This window comes from Mycobacterium sp. (assembly GCF_050701675.1).
Taxonomy (GTDB): domain Bacteria; phylum Actinomycetota; class Actinomycetes; order Mycobacteriales; family Mycobacteriaceae; genus Mycobacterium.
In genome coordinates this window covers 1-17795 of sequence record NZ_JBOGDD010000386.1, presented here as the reverse complement: position 1 = coordinate 17795, position 17795 = coordinate 1, and the positions used below count along the sequence as shown (strand labels likewise).

Genomic DNA, 17795 nt, shown 5'->3' with positions numbered 1-17795 from the left:
TGCGGTCCCCGTGCCCGACTCCCTGTCCGACGAGGCCGCCGCCCAGATGGTCTGCAATCCGTTGACCGTGCTGATGATGCGCCGCGCCGCACAAACCCATTTCGCGGCCGGATTCGACGGCGTGGTGCTCAACAACGCAGCAGCCTCGGCGGTCGGTCGACTGTTCACGGCCGGGTGTGAACACCATCGGTTCGCCACCATCAGCATCGTGCGCAACGACGACCGCGCCGCACAACTGCGCGAACGCTTCCCCAATGTTCCCGTCGTGTCCACCTCCGCAGCCGACTGGCAAGACGAGGTCCGAGACGCCGCCGCCGGGCGACCGATCCCCGTTGCCTTCGACCCCGTCGGCGGGACCGCCACCACCGACCTGTTGTCGCTGCTGTCGCCGGGAGGCACGGTCTATGTCTACGGCGAGCTCGCCGACACCGACATCACACTGCGCGCCTCGGCGATCCTCAACGCCGAGAAGGTAATTCGCGGCCTCTCCATCGGTCGATGGTTGACCGCCGTGTCGCCTGAACAGCGCGCGTCCGATCTGGCCAGCGTCCTCTCCCTCGTCCGTGGGCTGGGCGCGCACCTCGACACCGCCGCGGTGTACCCGATCGAGCAGATCAGCGACGCCGTCCGCGCCGTCACCGCACCGGGCAAGGTCGGCACCGTCATCGTCAAGACCTCGTGACTGTCACCGCGCCCAAATTCGGTCTGTTCTCGACCAACACCAGCCCCGAGACGTCCGGCGACCATGTCACGGCAGCCGTCACACTCGCCGAAGAACTCGGTCTGGAATCCCTGTGGGCGGCGGAACACATCGTCATCCCGACCGCCTACACCACCCGCTACCCGTAGGACCGCTCCGGAAGGCTCCCCGACGCCGAAACCCTCGACTACCGTTCCTTATGAGTGAGCAGCAGTGAGTGCTGTTCGGTTGCGGCCCGAACGGTGTTGGCCGCTGGTAGCGGGTGTTCTCCGGCGGACCGCTACCCATCGCGTGGGTGGGGTGAGCCGGAACTGCCGTGCCTGCCAACGTGGTCCGGTTGACGCTCGGGCCTGGCCGATGGAATGCCCGCAACAGTCCTCTGTCCGGTGCGGGGTCCTGCCGGCCGTCGCCTGATCGCCTGTCCGAGGCCACGTCTGCCGATTCCGGTCGCCGCGCCGTGATGGCGGGTGACCGGTTCGGAAGTCTGTTGTCGAAGCGGTTTGACCCAGTGCTGGGCACCCCACTTGCTGGTGTAGGCCGGGTCGACGCCGATGATCGCGATGCCGCGACGAGCGGCCATCGCGGTCAGTCGGGTCCGGAACTTCGAGGTAGGGATCCCGGCCACGGTGCGGCGGAATGATTTTCCGCGTTTCCCACGGCCCATCGTGTCGCGGCCGGCGGCGCGGGCATCGGCGAAGTCGAGGTTCTCGATCACCACCGCAGTGCACCCGGCGTGGGCCGCGGTATCGAGCAGGGCAGTGATCGCCGCGCGGACCCGCCCATCACGCCGCGTAGCGGCTAGCCCCATAGTGGCCACGGGGATCGTGATCGGTTCCCCGACCGGATTCCCCGACCCGTCGAGCACCGAGGCGGCGAGGTGATCGGCGTTGAGATCGACACCAAGCACCGGGCCGGCGCGCAACTCCTCGATCGACGGTGCAACCAGCACCGTGTCCTGCTTCCAGGACGCGTCCAGATACCAACGCCCACGGGAAGGGTCGTAGCTGATGTCGTAACGCACCGCACGCCGGCCCGCGACTCGCTGCGCCCACTCGGGCGCGCGGTGCGAAAATCTCACCTGCGCCGCAATGTCCAGATGCATCCCGAACTGAGCGGCCAACCCGGCCGGGACTTTGATCCGCAACCGGCCCGCGTCATCGACGCGCAGCGTTTCGTTGCCGCCGGTCTTGCCCGATTCCCCATCAGCAGTGAAGAACATCCGGGCGCCATCCCAGTGCGCCCGCCACTGCGACTCGGTCATGCCCGCCTCATCGAGGTGGTTGCGGTGACGCCACAACCGTTTTCCGCCCATCGTTACCGAGGGGTGACCGGCATCCAACGCTCCCTGCGCGACGGTGAGTCGACCACGCAGGATCGCTAGGCGCCGGGTCTTTGCAAACCGCTCACCAGCCGTCCGGTAGCCACGCCGACGCCGAGCGCGGCGAGCACCCGCGGGTAGGGCTTCCCGCTCACCAGGGCGCAGCGCGCACCGTGCTTCGAGCACCTCAACCGCGGCGCGCAGGTCGGAAACGTGGATAGCGAGCGATCGCATACCCAGCTGGTACTGGTCCTGCACAGCTCGGGTAATCGCCCCAGCCCACCGCGACGACGACACGGTGGTGAGTGCCTGTTTGCGCTGTGCGCGCCATGCGGCGTGCGCCTCATGGTCCAACCGACCCAGTTGCACCCGGGCCGCCAACTCTGTCCGGTATACCGATCCCAGAAATGATCCGATCCCCGCAAGCGCGGCGGCCTCAGTATCGGTCAAACGAAGGCGTGTCCGGATCCGCACCCCCGCCGGCGCCGCAGCGAGCACCGGATCGGTGATCCGGCGCAACGCCCGACGCTCACTGACCATGACCGCCATCCTGACCCAGGGCACCGACAAACGCGGACGGGCCGACATCACGCTGCGCGCAGCCCACCGCCTTGATCGCCCGGTTCCGCGCCGAGCGGCGCCCATACAAGCGAGCACAAAACGAGGTCAACACCTCCACCATGTCGCGAACCAGATCGTCGGTCGCCTCACCTCACCTGAATCGAGCACCACCAGCCGGCGGCCAGCCGCTGACAACGCCCTACGATCAAGCGCGCCACCGGAGTCACCGTCCTACCGTTGCGGCACCCGCTGATTACTGCCAAACAGCTGGCCACCCTCGACGCTCTCAGCGGCGGACGGCTCATCCTCGGAGTGGGCGTCGGTTGGCTAGAAGAGGAATTCGCCGCGCTCGACGTTCCCTTCGCCGGGCGCGGACGACGTCACGACGAGTATCTCGAGGCCATCCAGAGAGTCTGGGCGACAGACGATGCATCCGTCGACCATTCGACCGTCACCTTCGACGGCGTGATCAGCCGACCAAAGCCCACCACCTCCCACGTCCCAATCGTGATCAGCGGCAGCTCCACGGCCGCCGCGCGGCGTGCCGCCCGAATCGTCGACGGATTCTTCCCCGGCAGCGGCAACGCCGAGGACCTGCGCGCCATCCTGGCCGTTCTCACCGAGGAGTGCATCACTCAGAATCGCGACCCCGCCGACATCGAAGTCACCGTCTATGCCGGCGCAGGAACGCCCGATCAGCTCAGCACCACCATCGAGGCAATGCTCGACGCCGGCGCCCACCGCATCCTTCTCACCAACGAACCCGAAGCCCAACTCCGGGCACTGGTCGAGACGCTGCACACCCGCTTCGGCAGATGAGTGCCAGTCGCCGCGCCTAGCGTGCGGCCATGGTCAACGCCACGTCGACGATCATGTCTTCCTGTCCGCCGATGAGGCCTCGTTTGCCAACCTCGACAAGCAAGTCACGCATGTCGACGTCATAGTCACGCGACGCCTTCTCGGCGTGCCTCAAGAAGCTGGAGTACACCCCTGCATACCCGAGGGTGAGGGTGTCGCGGTCGACCCTGATTGGCCTGTCCTGGATGGGCCTGACCAGGTCGTCGGCGGCGTCCTCGAGTGCGTACAGGTCGCAGTTGTGTTCCCAGCCAAGCAGATTGGCAACCGCGACGAATGGCTCGATGGGGCAATTTCCCGCACCGGCACCGTGCCCTGCCAATGACGCGTCGACCCGGTACACACCTTCTTCGACGGCGACCACCGAGTTGGCCACCGACAGTGAAAGGTTCTCGTGCGCGTGGATGCCGATCTCGGTTTCGGGCTTGAGCACCTCGCGGTAGGCCCGCACCCGATCCCTGACCCCGTCCATGGTCAGTCGGCCCGCGGAATCGGTGACATACACGCAGTGCACTCCCGCGTCCTCCATCACCTTGGCTGACTTGGCCAGCTCCTGCGGCGAAAGGTAGTGCGACATCATCAGAAAGCCGGAGACGTCCATACCGAGTTCGCGGGCGCGTTCGATGTGCTGGGGAGCCACGTCGGCCTCCGTGCAGTGGGTGGCCACCCGCACCGAGCGGACGCCCAGATCGTAGGCCCGCTCGAGGTCGTTGATGGTCCCGATGCCAGGAATCAGCAACGTCGTCAAGCGGGCGTTGGTGACGACGGCGGCGACTTCGGCGATCCACTCGTCATCGGTGTGACTGGCCGGCCCGTACGTCAGCGTCGAGGCGGCAAGCCCGTCACCGTGCGCCACTTCGATGCCGTCGACACCAGCGGCATCAAGCGCCGCAGCGATTTTCACCAGCGGTTCGATGCCGATGCGATGGCGGATTGCGTGCATGCCGTCCCGCAGCGTCACGTCCTGAACGAATACCTTGGTCGTCATCATGCGGCTCCACGGATCTTGTCGGCCTCCACGGAGAGCCGGTTGGCGACCTCGAGCGCGGCCGAGGTCATGATGTCGAGGTTCCCGGCATAGGCGGGAAGATAGTGCGCGGCGCCCTCGACCTCGAGGAACACCGAAACCTTCCACCTGTCCTTCGGCTGCGCGTCGAGCAGGGTGCGCAGCGGCTCGTCGGCGGGGATCGGCGTGAATTGGACGTCCTGCTTGAGACGGTAGCCCGGAACGTATTGCGCGACCTGTTCGACCATCTCGCGCACCGAGGCGATGATCTCTTCCTCCCTTGGCTCCTCGACGATCGCAATCACGGTGTCTCGCATCAGCATCGGCGGCTCGGCGGGGTTGAGGACGATGACGGCCTTGCCGCGACGAGCGCCGCCCACCTGCTCGATCGCCTTCGACGTCGTCTCGGTGAACTCGTCGACGTTGGCGCGCGTGCCCGGCCCGGCGGAACGGGACGCGATCGAGGCGACGATCTCGGCATACGGCACCGGGGTGACGCGCGAGATCGCATGGACGATGGGGATGGTCGCCTGGCCGCCGCACGTCACCATGTTGAGGTTCTTCACGCCCAGGTGCGCTTCGAGATTCACCACCGGGACCACATAGGGTCCGATCGCGGCCGGGGTCAGGTCGATGAGCTGTTTGTCGTACGGCGCGAGCGCCTCGGCATTGCCCAGGTGTGCCTTGGCCGATGTCGCATCGAGGATGATGTCGACATCGTCGAATCCGGGCATGGCGATCAGACCGGCCACCCCCTTGTCGGTGGTGGCGACACCGAGTCTGCGGGCACGTGCCAGGCCGTCGGAATCGGGGTCGATTCCCACCATTGCGACCGGCTTGAGCCGGTCGTACCCCCGAATGCACTTGATCAGCAGGTCGGTGCCGATGTTGCCGGATCCGATGATCGCGATCTTCGTGGTCATTGCGCGAAGCTCCTCTCGGTCGTACGTGATTGTCAACCGCGGCCCAGTAGGGGCATGCGGGTCGCCATGATGGTGAGGAAGGGAATGTTGACATCCCTTGGCAGCGATGCGATGTGGGCGATGGTCGAACCGACGTGGCGGACGTCGAACTTGGCCTCGGGGCGGAGGCTTCCGTCCGGCTGCAACGAGCCGGTCTCGAAGCCCGACGTCATCGTGGTGGCGGCATTTCCGATGTCGACCTGTCCGACCGCGACGTCGTCGTCACGGCCCTCCAGCGCCAGCGCACGGGTGAGGCCGTTGATCGCGAACTTGCTTGCGGTGTACGGAGTTGCGTGTGGTCGCGGAACCTGAGCCGACACCGACCCGATGTTGATGATGCGCCCGCCGCGCGGATCCTGTGCCCTCATCAGCCGCATGGCGGCCCTGGCGCACAGGAAGGAACCCGTGGCGTTGGTACTCATGGTCTGCGTCCAGTCCGCCAGCGATGTCTCGGTTATCGGTTTCTGCGAGCCGAATACGCCTGCCGAGTTGATCAGCACGTCGATCCGGCCACGGCGTCGGGCGATGTCGGCGAAGGCGGTGTCGACCGCCGCCTCGTCGGTGACGTCGAGGACGAGGGCTTGCCCCGATCCCCCGAGATCGACGCTGTGCTGCACGCTTTCGGCGGTGCGCCCGCAGAACACCACGTGATGTCCCGCCGCTGTCAGCGCCACCCCTGTGGCCTGTCCGATGCCACTACCGCCGCCGGTGATGACCGTAACCGGGGCGGCGTCAGTGGCTGGCACGTGGCACTCCCGCTCCCCGCCGGCCGCGCAGGAAGTCGAAATCCGCGCCGGTGTCAGCCTGGGTGACGTGTTCGAGATACATCTGGACGTAGCCGCCCTCGGTCCGCTTGACGTCATCGGAGACCCGGGCGATGTCGCGTCGTCTGTCCAGTTCCTCATCAGCGACGTCGAGGTGCAAACGTCGTGCCGGAACGTCCAATTCGATGATGTCGCCGTCCTGCACCAACGCCAGCGGCCCGCCCGCCGCGGACTCCGGAGCGACGTGCAGGACGACCGCCCCAAACGCCGTTCCGCTCATCCTGGCATCGGAGATGCGCACCATGTCGGTGACGCCGGCCCGCAACAGCTTGGCCGGAATGGGTAGATTGCCCATCTCGGGCATCCCTGGATACCCGCGAGGACCGGCGCCCTTGAGTACCAGGATCGAGTCGGCGTCGACGGGTAGGTCCGGGTCGTCGATGCGGGCCCGCAGGTCGTCGATGTCCTCGAATACCACTGCCGCACCGCGATGGACCAAGAGCTCCTGGGTTGCCGCGGACGGCTTGATGATCGCACCGTTGGGCGCGAGATTCCCATGAAGGACGGCGATGCCTGCGTCTCGCTGCAGTGGATCCTCCAGGGTCCGGATGGCCGGCGACCCCCACGCGGTGACGCCGTCGACGTTGGCGCCCAACGAATTACCGGTGACCGTCAAGGCATCCCGGTGCAAGAGGTCTCCGAGTTCGTTGATCACGACGGGCAGACCACCCGCGTCGAAGAACTCGTCCATCAGGTACTTGCCGGAGGGCACCAGGTCGACGATCAACGGGGTACCGGCTGCAACACCGTCGAAATCGTCGAGGCACAGCGGTACTTCGATGCGTCCGGCCAAGGCCAGCAGGTGCACCACGGCGTTGGTGGAACCGCCGATCGCGGCGTTCACCCGGATCGCGTTCTCGAAGGCCTCCCTGGTCAGGATCTGCGACATCGTGACCTTCTCGCGCACCAACTCGACCGCCCGCACGCCGGTGTCCTGAGCCAGCACCTTGCGCCTGGCGTCGACGGCGGGAATGGCGGCATTGTCGGTGAGGCTCAACCCCATCGCCTCGACCAGCGAGGCCATCGTGGAGGCCGTCCCCATCGTGTTGCAGTGGCCGCTGGAACGCCACATACACGCTTCGGCGGCCACGAAGTCGTCGGTGCTCATCTTGCCGGCCCGGACCTGGTCATACATCTCGTAGGTGCCGGTGCCCGAGGGCAGTGACACACCGCGGCGGCGGCCGGGCAGGGTCGGCCCGCCGGACAGCACGATGGTGGGAAGGTCGACGCTTGCGGCGCCCATCAACAGAGCCGGTGTCGTCTTGTCGCAACCGCACAGCAATACGACGCCGTCGAGAGGATTCGCGCGCAACGTCTCCTCGACGTCCATGCTGACGAGATTGCGGTACAGCATGGTCGATGGGCGCATCAGTGTCTCGCCCATCGACGTGACGGGGAACTCCAGCGGGAATCCACCGGCTTCGTACACGCCGCGCGCGACGTGTTCGGCCAGTTCGCGGAAGTGGGCGTTACACGGCGTCAGCTGCGACCAGGTGTTGCAGATGCCGATGACCGGCCTGCCGTCGAACATCCGGTTGGGCACGCCCATCGCCTTGATCCCCGAGCGATGGAAGAACCCGGTCTTGTCGGCGCCACCGAACCAGTTCTGTGAGCGGCTCACCGTGCCTCCGCCAACGCGATCGACTCGCTTACCTGACGGGCCGCCTCGGTGACGGCCTTGGCCATCTGCTCGCGAGATCTGGTGAACGTGCTGCGGATCGTGGTGATCGAGATGGCCGCGACGGCCACCCCCCGTGGGTCGAGCACCGGGGCCGCGACGCAGCACACCTCCTCGACCAGCTCGCCGTCGTCGACCGCGTAGCCATCGATACGCGCCTTCTCGATGCGCTCGCGCAGCTCGCCTGCGGTGGTCGCGGTGAACCGGGTGTAGGGCACGGGTCGGAGGTCGCGTAGGTATTGCTCAAGTTGATCGGCCGACGAATTCGCCAGCACCACTTTGCCCATGGCCGTGCAGTAGGCGGGGTGTTCGGATCCGGGCATCGGCTGGATCCGGAACATCTGGCGCGACGGGATGCTGTCGGCGTAGATGATGGATCCCCGGTAGAGCGTGCCCAGGTTGACGGTCTCGTGGAACAGCTCGGCGAGCTCGAGCAGCTTCGGCCTGGCCAGATCGATCAGGCCGGTGCGGTCCTTGATCGAGTTGGCCACCGCGACGAGCTTCATCGTCAGCCGGTACTTGCGGCTCTCGGCGACGTGCTCGACATAGCCGGCGGTGACCAGGGTGCTCAGCAACCGGTCGACGGCGGGTTTGGACAGCTCCAACTCGCGCGCGAGTTCGGTGATCCCCGAGGCATCGACCTGGCCGAGCGCTTCGATCAGACGCATCGCGTTGGACACCGAAGCGACTTCACGGTCGCGTCGGGCCGGCGCCGCCCCGGCTACTCCGGGGTCGCCCTGTTCAGTCACAGCGTCACCTTTTTCATTCGGATGTCGAATCATTGATTCGTATTGCGAAGTTAGATCAGCGGCGGGCCGAGTGTCAACTACCCAACATTGCGCTGCATGGTCAGGTTAGATGCCCGCTTGACGTTGAGATGCGAGTCACATTATCGTACGCCGCAGCGGTACTAAGAGTCCGATATGCGACGGCAAGCATTGCTATGCGAAGTTAGTTGTCCTGCGGGAACTCCGATTCAGAAGATCAACGGGCAGCACGTGCCCAGAACGGGACAACAGTGACCTACGACATTGCAGTGCTGCGCGGGGACGGTATCGGACCCGAGATCGTGGACCAGGCGATCAAGGTTCTCGACGCGGCGGCTGCGGCCGTTCCGGGGTTTGACTTCAAACTCGACTACCTCGACGGCGGCGCGGACCACTACGTACGCACCGCGGAGGTGGCGCCGACGAGCACGTGGGACGCCATGCGCCGGGCCGACGCGATCCTGATGGGATCAATGGGTCACCCCGACATCCGGATGCCCGACGGCACCGAGGTGCAGGGCCACTTCATCGTCAACGCGCGCAAGTCTCTCGACCTGTACGCCGGCGTCCGCCCCATCAAGACCTATCCCGGCTCGCGCGGGTTGCAACCCGACACCAAGGTCGACTTCGTTCTGGTGCGCGAGAGCACCGAAGGACTGTTCGCGTCCTTCGGGGGCGGCGCGCAGGTCGGCGACGACGTCTACGCCGACACGATGATCGTGACGCGCAAGGGAAGTGAGCGGATCAGCCGTTACGCCCTGAGCCTGGCGCGGACCCGGCAGGGCCGGCCAGGCGACGGCACGCATGTCGTCACGTGCGTCGACAAGGCCAACATCTTTCGGTCACTGGCCTTCTTCCGGCGGGTCTTCGACGAAGTCGCCGTCGGCTACCCGGACGTGCACACCGAGCATGCGCTGGTCGATTCGTTCTCGATGAATCTGGTGCTACACCCGGAGCGCTACGACGTTCTGGTGACCGAGAACATGTTCGGTGACATCCTTTCCGATCTGGCGGCCGCGCTGGTCGGCGGGCTCGGACTGGCGCCATCGGGTGACATCGGTGACGACCACGCCATGTTCCAGCCCGCCCACGGGTCCGCACCGGATATCGCCGGACAGGACCGTGCCAATCCGGTGGCCACGATCATCTCCGCTCGCATGATGTTGGACTGGTTGGCCCAGCGTCACGACGACGAGGCCCTTCGCACGGCCGCCGACGTCATCGAGCGTGCCGTCGTGCAGACGATGGAAGCCGGCGCGCTGACCGCCGATCTCGGTGGTGCGCTGAGCTGTTCGGAGTTCGGAGACGCCGTCGCAGCGACCGTGGCGCACGTCGCCGCGGATGTCGTGGGATGACTCGGCTGGCCTCCGCCGTACTACTGGCGGCCGACGACGACCCGACGGCGACCGTCGGCCACGACATGCTGCTAAGCCTGACCATCGGCACCGTGGTGCTCATCATCGTGCTCATCGCCTGGGCGAAGGTGCATCCGCTGGTGGCCCTGATCATCGGGTCCGCGGGACTGGGGATCTCATCGGGGCTCGGTGCCAGTGCCACGATCGAGACGTTCACCGATGGGCTCGGCGGCACCATTGGAGATACGGGCCTTCTCATCGCCTTGGGCGCCATGCTCGGCCAGTTGCTGAACGTCTCGGGCGCGGCGACCAGCCTGGTCGACCGGTTCGTCCACGCCGTACCGCCGCGGTTCATCCCATGGGCGATGGCGGGTATCGCATTCCTGATCGGGTTGCCCCTGTTCTTCGAGGTGGCACTCGTCCTGATCTTCCCGATCATCGTGCTGGTCGTGCGCCGCACGGGCCTGCCACTGATCAAGGTGGCCATGCCCGCCTTGGCGTCGCTGTCGCTGCTGAATGGATTCCTGCCCCCGCATCCCGGTCCGCTCTTGGCGGTATCGGCATTCAACGCCGATCTGGGCAGAACGCTGCTGTTCGGCATCATCGTCGCGATCCCCACCGTCATCATCGGCGGTCCGCTCCTTGGCAACCTCTTGAACCGGTGGGTTCCCTCCCCGGACGTGAAAACCCTGCTCTTCGGCGGTGATGCGCGCACCACCGAACAACCGAAAGGTGAGGAGCCGCACGCGGGCGGCTCGACGTCGACGCTGGTCGCCCCGCCGAAGAGCGTTCTGAAGGTACCGAGCATCACCGCGACGCTCGCCACGATGCTGCTGCCCGTACTGCTGATGCTGATCCGCGCTGTCTCCGAACTGCTTCTCCCCGAGTACAACTCGCTCCGCCACGTCACCGATCTGGTGGGCGAGCCGACGGTCGCGCTATTCGCCGGCTGCGTGGTGGCGATGTTCACGTTCGGGTTGGCCACCGGCATGGGCAAGACCAAGGTGGGCAGCGTGATGGGATCCGGGCTGCCACTGGTGGCGGGCATCATCCTGATCGTCGGCGCCGGTGGCGGATTCAAGTCGACGCTGGTCGCCACCGGGGTTGGCGGTGTGATCGCCGACCTCGCCCACGGTCTCGGATTGCCGTTGCTGCTGTTGGGTTGGTTGCTCGCCGCACTGATTCGCATCGCCGTGGGATCGGGCACCGTCGCGATCGTGACCGCGGCGGGTCTGTTGGCCCCGGTCGCCGTCGGAATGAGCCCCAATCACGCAGCGCTGATGGCACTTGCCGTCGGCGCGGGTTCGAGGTTCATGTCCCACGTCAACGATGCCGGGTTCTGGATGGTCAAGGAATTCCTGAATCTCAGCGTGAAGGACACCTTCCGGACGTGGACGGTCATGGACTGCACGGTGTCGTTGGTGGCAGGTGTGGGTGTGTTGATACTCGGCGCGGTCGTCTGACGTGTCGCGAGAATTTCTCAGAAGCGGAGGCGAAGTGCAAGCGATACGTAAAGCGTGCCTGTACATATCGGGACTGGCGGTGCTCGTCTTCATCGTTGGCCTCGTAGTCGGAACACCGGCCGTGTGGCAACCGGCCGTACTGGTCGCCGGATTCGGCGCAGCGATCGGCATAGGTGCACTCGAGGCCGTAAAGAGCTACCAGTACACGGCGTGGGTCGTGGCGTGCGTGGTGGCGGCGTTGCTCTTCCCCCAGGCGTTCCACAGCTGGGCAGGCGTCAACCTGAGCGGCAAGTTCCTGATGACCACCATCATCCAGCTGGTGATGTTCGGCATGGCCACGCAGATGCACCTGTCCGACTTCCGGGGCGTCGCACGACATCCCCGAGGCGTCCTCATCGGACTCATCGGTCACTACTCGGTGATGCCGATCGCGGCGGTGGTGCTGGTGCAGTTCACCGACCTGCCCGCAGAGATCGGCCTGGGCGTCATCCTCTACGGCTGCGTCTCCAGCGGCCTGGCGTCCAACGTCATGAGCCTCCTCGCCAAGGCGAACATCGCTCTTGCCGTGACGATTACGGCCTTCTCAACCATCCTGTCGCCGCTGATGACCCCGCTACTCATGAAGGTCTTCGGCGGCACCATCGTCAACGTCAGCTTCATCTCGATGATGTTCGACGTCATCCGGATCACGCTGGTCCCGGTCGCGGCCGCCCTACTGGTGGACTACCTGCGCCACGCCACCCCGGCCGCGGTCCGCAAGGTCGACGTCGTTGCCGCGATCGCCGGGCTGTGGCTCGTCGCCCTGCTCTTCGGTGTCTGGGATTGGGCCGCAGCGCATCTCACCGCGACGCAGCTCGGCGTATTCCAGTCACTGTGCTACGTCGCCGCGGCCATCGTCATCGCCCGGCTCTACCACCTGGCCGTCACCGGTCCGTTGCCCTCGATCGAAACCGCGATGCCGTACGCCTCGATGTTCGGGATCATGTACTACAACACCATCACGACCGCGGCAGGCCGCGATGCATTGCTCGACGTCGGCCTGATCCTCCTCGCGGTGGGCATCGTCCACAACGTGACCGGTTACCTGTTCGGCTACTGGGGCAGCCGACTGAGTGGGCTCGATCAACGCGATGCCAGGTCGGTGACGTTCGAGGTCGGCATGCAGAACGGTGGCATGGCAACGGGTTTGGCGGCATCGATGAACATGATCGGAACCGCGGGTCTGGCCGCGGCGGTCTTCAGTCCGCTGGGCAACGTGACGGGCTCACTGTTGGCCAACTATTGGTCACGTCGTCCGCCGGCAGGCGTGAACGCCGACGAGACCGAGACGGTTGACGAGCCAGCCCTCAAGACGGAGGAGACTGCATGAGCGACCAATACGAAGTGCTCGCCGTGCGCTATGGCGTCTGGCACACGACGAAGCGCACCATCTACCACAGCTTCGACGTCTACCACGAGCCCGACGAGCCCGTGCAGGTCGACTACTACTTCTGGGTGGTTCGCAACCAGCAGCGAACCATCTTGGTGGACACCGGGTTTCGCCCGGACATCGCGCTGCGCCGCGGTCGCGAACTGGTGACACCGATACCCGAGGCGCTACGGCTGGCCGGGGTCGACCCCGCGGAGGTTTCCCATGTGATACTGACGCACTTTCACTACGACCACATCGGCAATCTCGATCTGTTCCCGGCCAGTCAGGTGATCGCCGGTGCCACCGAGTTCGCGTTCTGGACAGGTGACATCGCCGAGCAGCCGATCTTCTGCACCGCGGTGGAGGCCGACGAGGTGGACCTCGTTCGCAAGGCGATGGCCGACGCGCGGCTCACCCTGGTGCCCGACGAAGATCCCCGAATTCCTGGGGTGACGTTCCGTGAGGTCGCCGGCCACACCCCTGGGCAGATCGTCGTAGAGGTCCAGACTGCAGGCCGCCCCGTCCTCCTGGCTTCGGACGCCTCGCACACGTACGAGGAGTTCGAGAAGGAACGGCCCTTCCACATCGCGTCCAGCCTGCCCGACATGTACACCGGATTGAAGTGGCTCAAGATGCGCAGCGGCGACGCCGAGGTCATCCCCGGCCACGACCCCGAGGTGATGTCCCGATATCCGATCGAAAAGGGGATCATCGCCCGAATCGCTTGAGCTGGGCCGCTTCGCCCCCACCAGAGAGGAACGCGCCAATGCCGGCCGGCAGCGACTTCGTCGCCAACTGCACGATGCTGTATGCCCAAGAGGCTCCGCTGGAACGCGCGAACGCGGCGGTGGCCGACGGCTACCGCAAGCTGGAGTTCTGGTGGCCGTTCGACTCGTCGGTTCCCGCGGACCGTGAAATCACCCAGTTCATCAACTCCGTGGAGACCTCTGGTGCACGGGTGATCGCGATGAACTTCACCCTCGGTGGCAGCGAAGACGGTGGTCGTGGGATTCTTTCGCACCCCGGGCGTTCCGCCGAGTTCGCCGAGCACACCGAGGTCGTAGCGGAGATCGTCGAGAAGCTCGGCATCCGGTATTGCAATGTCCCCTACGGCGTGCGCAAAGCCGAGTGCACTGACGAGGAACACCGGCGGACCGCGATCGCGAACCTCGTACTCGCCAGTGATCGTCTCCTACCGCTGGGCGCCGTCCCGATGCTCGAGCCGATCAGTGGCGCGCCCGACTACCCCATCGTCACTGCAGCACAGGCGGTCGACGTCATCGACCAAGTCGACGCCGTCGCGGGCCGCCACGGCGCACTGGGTCTGTTGGCCGACCTGTATCACCTCGCCGCCAACGGCGAGGACATCGACGCAGCGCTGCGCCGACACGGCGAACGCATCGTCCACGTACAGGTCGCTGACTTCCCCGGCAGGCACGAGCCCGGCACGGGCCGACTCGACATCGACCGATACCTGAAGCTGCTGCGCGCCTTGGGATACCGAGGTGATGTCGCGATGGAGTACATCCCGTCGCAGCCCGATCCAGCCTTTCGCCATGTTCCGTAATGCCATTGGTCTTCGCTGCCGGAAGCTGGCCGCGTGCCTTCTCAGCGAGATCGAGAGATCCCCTCTCGGCTGCTACGCCGTCGGCGAATACCACGCACCGCACGCCGAACAACAGAGGCAGCCCGCAACGAAGGAGGAATCAACAATGATCACCACACAGGCCCCTACGAAGACGCTGGTGAAACCGGCCAAGACCGACGCCATCATTGCGTTCGTGCCGGTCGGGTCGACGCGACGATGACCCAACGCCTAGTCGACAAGGTCGTCATCGTCGCCGGCGGCGGCTCCATCGGAGAAGGCACGAGCAACGGGCGAGCAGCCGCGCTCACCTATGCGCGCGAAGGCGCCCGGGTACTGGTGGCGGATGTGGATGAGGAGTCCGCCGCCGAAACGCAGAACCAGGTCCGCAGTGAGGGCGGGGTAGCCGAAGTCTTCGTCGGCGACCTGACCAAGGCCATTGACGTGGAGGCCATGGTCAATCGCTGCAAGGAGGTGTTCGACGGCAGCATCGGTGTGCTGCACAACAACATCGGAATCGTGCGGACCGGCGGGCCGGTCGAACTCTCCGAGGAGACATGGGATCTGGTGGTCACCGTCAATCTCAAGACCCTGTTCCTGACTGCCAAGTACGTGCTGCCGATCATGGAGGAACAGCACTACGGAGTGATCACCAATATCGGGTCCATGTCCGGCTACCGCTACACCGGGCTACCGATGATCGCCTACGCGACCACCAAGGGGGCCATCCCAGCGTTCACCCGAACGATCGCCATGCAATATGCGGCAGCGGGGATTCGCGCAAACTCCATCCATCCCGGCGTCATCGACACGCCAATGCAGAGCGCGACCACGGACGACGGGTACGGGGCGGTCTTCGGCAATGTCGACGCCGCGACCCTGCGGGCCAAGCGCGAGGCCACGATCCCGCTCGGTCGGTACGGCAGCCCATTCGACGTCGCCAACGCCGCGGCATTCCTCGCCTCCGATGAGGCCGCATACATCACCGGGGTGGAACTGATCGTCGATGGCGGCTTCACCCAGCGAGCTGGCTGACGGGCCAACACCACGAGGAGACCGCCTGGGTGGAGAAGACGGCTAGTACCGTCGTCAGGTTCGGCGAAGGAATCGACGGACGGGTCAGCACAAGGCTCGCGGGCACGGGCGTCACGGCCTAGTACCGTCTCAGGCAGGCGACCAACCTCGTTCGCGAGACGCGACCCTGCCATAACCTTGGTCTACACCCGCTACGAGAGTGATCACCGCGTGACAGAACGAGAGTCCACCACCGACCGGGTGTATGCGCAGGTGCGGGCATCCATCATGTCGGGGGGATACCCGCCTGGGTCGCAGCATTCGGTGTATCGCCTTGCCGACGAGTTGGGTGTCTCGCGCACACCAGTGCGCGAGGCCGTCCTACGGCTGGCCGATGCCGGCATGGTGTCGGTCGAGCGAAACCGCGGTTTCACCATCCGCGGGGCGTCACTGCGCGAGATCCGCGAGATCTTTGAGTACCGCATCCTCATCGAGGTCCCGGCAGCGTCCTATGCGGCGGCGCACGGGGGCGAAGAATTGGTGGCCCGACTCCGCGGCGAGCTCGCCACCATGCGCGAGGCGGCCGACGGCGCGGACGAGGCGTCGTGCGTGCTCAACGGCCGCTTCCTGCACGAAGCCATCATGGGTGTCATGAGTAACCCCCGTCTGTCGGCGACGCTGGCCGAGTTGCGCGATGCGACCAAGCTGCGCTGGTCCTCGTCGCCCGGCCCGAGCCGGTCGCTGGCGGACATCGAGCGCGAGCACCTGCCGATCATCGAAGCGATCGAAAGGCGCGACCCGGCTGCGGCTGCCGCCGCGATGGAGACCCATCTGGTCCGGTCCGGGATGCAAATCCAGGAGCGAATCTTGGGTGAGACGGCCGTTTTCGGGTGGCAGCGACGGTTTCACGAGCATGTGCGGGTCGGCGGCGGTTAAGCCTGAGCGGGGGTCACGGTAAGCATCCCCAAAGTCGGTGCCTGGCGCCAGTCAGTGCTACGCGCCCATCAATTGGCGTGCTCGGTGGACGCGGCGCGCTGAGCCTCACGACGTCGGTACTCCGCCTCGAACCGCTGTTCGGCAAGCTCGACATCGAGTGGAAACGGTTGCACCGCAGCCGGTTTCACGGCGGTATCGACCGCGACAGGGGTGAAGTAGGAGCTGTCGGCGTGACACTTCGCCCAATCCCGAACGTTCTCGGGCCGGCGGATACGGTTCCAATGTCGCCGCCACGAGCACCCCTTGATCGTCGATGCGGCGAGGAGTCGACGGCGCTGCCGGTTTGACTGGTGGCGCGCATGGGTCAGGCGGAGACGTACGCAGTCTTGGTGTGGGTGAAGAACTCTCGCGCCGTACTGCCCTGCTCGCGCGGGCCGTAGCTGGATCGTTTGCGGCCGCCGAAGGCCACGTGCGGATCGACACCGGCGGTGGGTAAGTTCACCATCACCATCCCGGCCTCTGCGTTGGCCTGGAAATGCTCGGCATACTTTAGCGACGTCGTGCAGATCCCGGCCACCAGGCCGAAGTCGGTGTCGTTGGCCAATGCCAAGCCGTGTTCGTAGCCGTCCACCGGGATGACACCGGCCACCGGTCCGAAGATTTCCTCGCGGTTGACCACGGCGTCGTTGCCCAAGCCGGTGATGAGCGCCGGCGACAAGAAGTTTCCCGGGGTGGTCCCTTCGATGCGCTGGCCGCCATGGACCACGCCACCGGCCGACCTGGCCACCTCGAGATAGCGCTCGTCGGTGGCCAGTTGCGCTTCGTCGACCACCGGCCCGATCGTGGTGCCAGGATCCAGGGCATGCCCCACGCACAGTCGTGACATGCGTTCAGTCACCATCTCGACGAACCGGTCATGGATCGACGTGTCCACCAGGATCCGGCTCGATGCCGTGCACCGCTGCCCGGTCTGGAAGAAGGCCCCGTTGACCGCCACGTCCACCGCTACCTCGAGATCGGCGTCAGCAACCACCAGTAGCGGGTTCTTTCCGCCCATTTCGAGCTGGACGGGAGCCATCCGCGAGGCACCCACCGCGGCGATGTGCCGTCCCACCGTCTCCGAACCAGTGAAGGTGATGGCATCTATTCCATCGTGTTGGACGATGGCCTCGCCGACGGTCGAGCCGCGACCGATCACCAAGTTGAAAACCCCTGCCGGAAAGCCACTTTCGTCGATGATCCGGGTGAGGGCGATTGCAGTGGCGGGCACCAGGTCGGCCGGCTTCAGCACAACGGTATTGCCGTAGGCCAGCGCCGGCGCAGACTTCCATGCGGGTATGGCGATCGGAAAGTTCCAGGG

General features: G+C 65.7%; 17 protein-coding genes and 1 pseudogene. 10 read left to right on the top strand and 8 right to left on the bottom strand.

Features of this window, described 5'->3' with window-relative positions:
- Positions 1 to 682: zinc-binding dehydrogenase (locus tag ACRDUX_RS11785; protein WP_526414058.1), on the top strand; the 682-nt coding region annotated here is incomplete at its 5' end.
- Positions 679 to 849 carry a hypothetical protein gene (locus ACRDUX_RS11780; protein WP_526414056.1) on the top strand — a complete coding sequence of 57 codons (171 nt, stop codon included), beginning with the start codon at positions 679 to 681 and terminating at the stop codon, positions 847 to 849. The genes ACRDUX_RS11785 and ACRDUX_RS11780, both read left to right, overlap by 4 nt.
- Positions 850 to 980: 131 nt before the next feature.
- Here the strand turns inward: ACRDUX_RS11780 and ACRDUX_RS11775 are convergent, their stop codons facing one another.
- Together ACRDUX_RS11775 and ACRDUX_RS11770 are read right to left on the bottom strand one after the other, a co-directional pair.
- Positions 981 to 2558, bottom strand: coding sequence for a nuclease/transposase family protein (locus tag ACRDUX_RS11775; protein WP_526414054.1), 1578 nt, complete (start codon positions 2556 to 2558; stop codon positions 981 to 983).
- A pseudogene (locus ACRDUX_RS11770) lies at positions 2548 to 2777 on the bottom strand (hypothetical protein); the annotation flags it as partial. The gene ACRDUX_RS11775 and the pseudogene ACRDUX_RS11770, both read right to left, overlap by 11 nt.
- A gap of 6 nt (positions 2778 to 2783) precedes the next feature.
- On the opposite strand from ACRDUX_RS11770, the gene ACRDUX_RS11765 reads away from it, so the two are divergent.
- Positions 2784 to 3398 (top strand): TIGR03619 family F420-dependent LLM class oxidoreductase, encoded by a 615-nt coding sequence (locus tag ACRDUX_RS11765; RefSeq protein ID WP_526414062.1) that lies wholly within the window; start codon positions 2784 to 2786, stop codon positions 3396 to 3398.
- A gap of 16 nt (positions 3399 to 3414) precedes the next feature.
- Here the strand turns inward: ACRDUX_RS11765 and dmpG are convergent, their stop codons facing one another.
- From dmpG to ACRDUX_RS11740, 5 genes are read right to left on the bottom strand one after another with little or no spacing between them, the layout of a single operon-like run.
- Entirely contained in the window at positions 3415 to 4422 is a 1008-nt protein-coding gene (dmpG, locus tag ACRDUX_RS11760) for a 4-hydroxy-2-oxovalerate aldolase (RefSeq protein ID WP_526414060.1), read from the bottom strand.
- The gene (locus tag ACRDUX_RS11755) at positions 4422 to 5363 is read right to left on the bottom strand and encodes an acetaldehyde dehydrogenase (acetylating) (protein WP_526414052.1); all 942 of its coding nucleotides are present in this window, start codon (positions 5361 to 5363) and stop codon (positions 4422 to 4424) included. Before ACRDUX_RS11755 ends, dmpG begins: the two co-directional genes overlap by 1 nt.
- A 32-nt stretch (positions 5364 to 5395) precedes the next feature.
- Positions 5396 to 6148, bottom strand: coding sequence for an SDR family oxidoreductase (locus ACRDUX_RS11750; protein WP_526414050.1), 753 nt, complete (start codon positions 6146 to 6148; stop codon positions 5396 to 5398).
- A complete protein-coding gene (locus ACRDUX_RS11745; RefSeq protein WP_526414048.1) occupies positions 6135 to 7847 on the bottom strand; it encodes a dihydroxy-acid dehydratase in 1713 nt (570 codons plus the stop codon). Before ACRDUX_RS11745 ends, ACRDUX_RS11750 begins: the two co-directional genes overlap by 14 nt.
- Positions 7844 to 8653 (bottom strand): IclR family transcriptional regulator, encoded by an 810-nt coding sequence (locus tag ACRDUX_RS11740; protein ID WP_526414046.1) that lies wholly within the window; start codon positions 8651 to 8653, stop codon positions 7844 to 7846. The genes ACRDUX_RS11745 and ACRDUX_RS11740 overlap by 4 nt, the downstream gene beginning before the upstream one ends.
- A 269-nt stretch (positions 8654 to 8922) precedes the next feature.
- Here ACRDUX_RS11740 and ACRDUX_RS11735 point away from each other — a divergent pair, with 269 nt between their 5' ends.
- The 7 genes from ACRDUX_RS11735 to ACRDUX_RS11705 all read left to right on the top strand — a co-directional run bounded on the left by ACRDUX_RS11735 (position 8923) and on the right by ACRDUX_RS11705 (position 16435).
- Positions 8923 to 10026, top strand: a complete 1104-nt coding sequence (locus tag ACRDUX_RS11735) for an isocitrate/isopropylmalate dehydrogenase family protein (protein ID WP_526414044.1) — start codon at positions 8923 to 8925, stop codon at positions 10024 to 10026.
- Positions 10023 to 11489 carry a GntT/GntP/DsdX family permease gene (locus ACRDUX_RS11730; RefSeq protein WP_526414042.1) on the top strand — a complete coding sequence of 489 codons (1467 nt, stop codon included), beginning with the start codon at positions 10023 to 10025 and terminating at the stop codon, positions 11487 to 11489. Before ACRDUX_RS11735 ends, ACRDUX_RS11730 begins: the two co-directional genes overlap by 4 nt.
- 79 nt (positions 11490 to 11568) lie before the next feature.
- Positions 11569 to 12858, top strand: a complete 1290-nt coding sequence (locus tag ACRDUX_RS11725; protein ID WP_526414040.1) for a bile acid:sodium symporter family protein — start codon at positions 11569 to 11571, stop codon at positions 12856 to 12858.
- Positions 12855 to 13628, top strand: a complete 774-nt coding sequence (locus ACRDUX_RS11720) for an N-acyl homoserine lactonase family protein (protein WP_526414038.1) — start codon at positions 12855 to 12857, stop codon at positions 13626 to 13628. The genes ACRDUX_RS11725 and ACRDUX_RS11720 overlap by 4 nt, the downstream gene beginning before the upstream one ends.
- Positions 13629 to 13666: 38 nt before the next feature.
- Positions 13667 to 14467, top strand: a complete 801-nt coding sequence (locus ACRDUX_RS11715; protein ID WP_526414036.1) for a hydroxypyruvate isomerase family protein — start codon at positions 13667 to 13669, stop codon at positions 14465 to 14467.
- A 237-nt stretch (positions 14468 to 14704) separates the two neighbouring features.
- Positions 14705 to 15520: an SDR family NAD(P)-dependent oxidoreductase gene (locus ACRDUX_RS11710; protein ID WP_526414034.1), complete on the top strand. Its 816-nt coding sequence runs from the start codon at positions 14705 to 14707 to the stop codon at positions 15518 to 15520.
- 210 nt (positions 15521 to 15730) lie between these two features.
- Positions 15731 to 16435 carry a GntR family transcriptional regulator gene (locus ACRDUX_RS11705; RefSeq protein WP_526414032.1) on the top strand — a complete coding sequence of 235 codons (705 nt, stop codon included), beginning with the start codon at positions 15731 to 15733 and terminating at the stop codon, positions 16433 to 16435.
- Between the two features lie 364 nt (positions 16436 to 16799).
- On the opposite strand, the gene ACRDUX_RS11700 is transcribed toward ACRDUX_RS11705, so the two are convergent.
- On the bottom strand, positions 16800 to 17795 hold a 996-nt coding region (locus tag ACRDUX_RS11700), incomplete at its 5' end, for an aldehyde dehydrogenase family protein (protein ID WP_526414031.1).